At 41.8% G+C, this 2885-nt stretch carries 2 protein-coding genes; both read right to left on the reverse strand.

The window, feature by feature from the left end:
* Window positions 1-179 precede the first annotated feature (179 nt).
* Window positions 180-2072: an ABC transporter ATP-binding protein gene (locus CK510_RS28770; RefSeq protein ID WP_095724891.1), complete on the reverse strand. Its 1893-nt coding sequence runs from the start codon at window positions 2070-2072 to the stop codon at window positions 180-182.
* A 136-nt stretch (window positions 2073-2208) separates the two neighbouring features.
* Complete coding sequence (locus CK510_RS28775; protein ID WP_095724892.1) at window positions 2209-2808, reverse strand: single-stranded DNA-binding protein; 600 nt, start codon at window positions 2806-2808, stop codon at window positions 2209-2211.
* Window positions 2809-2885: the final 77 nt, after the last annotated feature.

Below are 2885 nucleotides of genomic sequence, written 5' to 3' on the forward strand. Positions count from 1 at the left end.
TCTTTAAGCTCTGCAAAAGCTTCTATAATTGCTGGTTGGCTCATGGAGGTAGATGCACACGCTTGGATTCGCGCTAGATTATACCACATAGCTCCTACTTTTAGAATGAAATAGCCCTGCTCATAACCCCGACTGAAAAGCCGGGGATTTTAATAGAAATATGAAATATTAATAATAATTTAAGATGCTTTCGCTTGCCTCTGTTTAATCCTTTCGACACTACCTGTAGGAATTGATGCAATTAACTTCTGCGTATATTCTTCCTTCGGATGAAGATATATTTCCTCGGCTTTTCCTTGTTCGACAATTTGCCCTTTGTTCATCACTAAAATGCGATCGCTCATAAATTTGACGACGCTCAAATCGTGGGAAATAAAGATATAAGTCAACCCAAATTCCTCTTGCAATTCCTTCAACAAGTTCAATACCTGAGCTTGTACCGACACATCCAACGCGGAAACAGATTCGTCACAAATAATAAACTTGGGATTTAATGCCAAAGAACGGGCAATACATACCCTTTGTCGCTGCCCCCCCGAAAATTGGTGCGGATAACGATTCATAGCATCTGCATTCAATCCCACCCTTTCTAGTAGATATACTGCCCGTTCCCGTCGTTCTTTAACCGTTTTTCCCTGTTTGTGAATTACTAACGGTTCCATAATCGCATCCCCCACTTTCATTCTCGGATCGAGGGCACTAAATGGATTTTGAAAAATAATTTGCATTTGTCGTCGTAATATCTGCAATTCGCTACCTTTCAATTGCGTAATATCACGGTTTTCAAAAATAATTTGTCCGCCTGTCGGTTCAATCAGTCGCAGCAAAGTCCGAGCTAGTGTACTTTTACCACATCCCGATTCACCCACCAAGCCCAAAGTTTCACCACGCTTGATATCAAATGAAACATCATTTACTGCCATGAAGTAGCGCTTTGTCCCACCAAATACACCTTTGATGGGAAAACCAACTTTGAGATTTTTAATTTGTACTAGGGATGATTCTCGTTCGAGTTTGGCAAGGCGACGATTAACTTCTTCTAAACTAACTTGAATCGGGTCTTCAGGGGATTTTGCTTTAATTATGACTTCTCCCCCTTGGCTCTCTTCAACACTCATGTAATCGGAAACCGTCAGGAGTTTCTGCGGACGACTATCGAGGGATGGACGACAGGCAACCAAACCTTTGCTGTAGGGATGCTGAGGATTATTAAAAATTTCGCTGGAATTGCCATATTCAACAATTTTTCCTCTGTACATGACGGCAACTGTATCCGCAATTTCCGAGATTAACCCTAAATCGTGGGTAATAAAAATCATCGCCATATTGCGCTGCTGTTGTAAATCACGCAACAAATCAATAATTGTTGCTTGTACGGTGACATCCAAAGCTGTTGTCGGTTCATCGGCAATCAATAGCAAAGGGTTACAAGAAATTGCCATCGCAATCATTACCCGTTGTAGCTGTCCTCCCGAAAGTTGGTGTGGGTAACGTTCCAATATTGAATCTTTGTGCTGCTTAACCAGTTCCTTCAGTTTCTGAGGTGGGAGAATGTCCCCGGTTTGCTTGGCTGTTTCCAAATATTGTTCTTGGATTTGTTCATCGCTGGGCAAAAGTTTAACTTCTTGTAATCCTGCGATCGCTTTTTGTTTTGCTTCGGTAGCTGTAATATTTTGATGGCGTAAAATTGCTTCGGTAAGTTGATAGCCAATTGTAAATACTGGGTTTAGGGAACTCATCGGTTCTTGGAAAATCATCGCAATATCTCCCCCCCGATGTAGCTGCATTTCTTCTGGAGGCAATTCAACCAAGTTAATGGGGTTTGAATTGGGTTGGGGGGAAAATAATATTTCCCCATTACTCACCTTACCTGGAGATTGCAACAAACCCATCACCGCAAGGGAAGTTACTGATTTACCACTTCCCGACTCCCCCACAATTCCTAAGGTTTCACCACGCTGCAAATCGAAAGATATACCATCAACAGCTTTAGCGCTTTTGCTGTTCTCTGATTTCCCATTCTCTGAAAAATCAACCCGCAAATTACGAACCGAGAGAATTGTGTCTTTCATAGAAGTCGGTAGATATATTAAATTAAAAATAATTGCATCTTAACAGTAGTTTAAACTTTTTGAGCATTGGTTGGAGGATTGGGTATATAAAAGAACAAGATGAGAGGAATATAGAAGTTCTATATTCCCCAATTCCCTAAAACGGAATATCATCCTCATCAGGTGCATCCATTGCTGGATATGTACTTGGCTCAAAATTCCTTTGGGGTGTGTTTTGATTTGTGTTTTGATTGTAGTCGTCGTTCATTACACCAACATTTGTTCTCGCTGGTGTTGGTTCTGATATTGGTGGTTCGTAGCTGGGAGTATTATTCGCTGGTGGATAGTTTGTTGGTGGATAATCTGTTGGTGGATAATTTGTTTGTGCAGAATTATTTCTCGTATTTGTGGCTGCGGATGTGGCTTGTTCCATCATTGGGTTCGTTGTTGTTACAATCGCACCACCAAGGGAATGGATTTTTTGCACTGTCAATTCTGCCCGCTTCTCTTTAAACCCCTCCCTCTGAATTGTATTCATCCCCAATCGTCCTTCGATTAACACGCGATCGCCTTGATGATAATTCGCGTGAATCTCTTTTGCCATGTTACCCCAACCAATGACCCGCAACATCCCTGGCGCATCATCTGGACGCGAACCCGCAAACTGTACCATCATCTCCGCAAGTTCCAATCCATCGGGAGTATGACGCAGTTGGGGAGGATTAGTAATTTCTGCCATCAAAATACAACTATTCATCTGATTTTTCTCCTGTTGTAAAATATCTTAGTCCCATATAGCGGTTCTCAGTTAAGTGAGGTACAAGAACCCCACCC

This window comes from Brunnivagina elsteri CCALA 953, assembly GCF_002289455.1.
Classification (GTDB): domain Bacteria; phylum Cyanobacteriota; class Cyanobacteriia; order Cyanobacteriales; family Nostocaceae; genus Brunnivagina; species Brunnivagina elsteri.

Bases quoted from the DNA above. Each gene is read 5' to 3' on its own strand.
- CK510_RS28770 (WP_095724891.1), bottom strand. From the start codon at position 2,072: ATGAAAGACACAATTCTCTCGGTTCGTAATTTGCGGGTTGATTTTTCA.
- CK510_RS28775 (WP_095724892.1), bottom strand. From the start codon at position 2,808: ATGAATAGTTGTATTTTGATGGCAGAAATTACTAATCCTCCCCAACTG.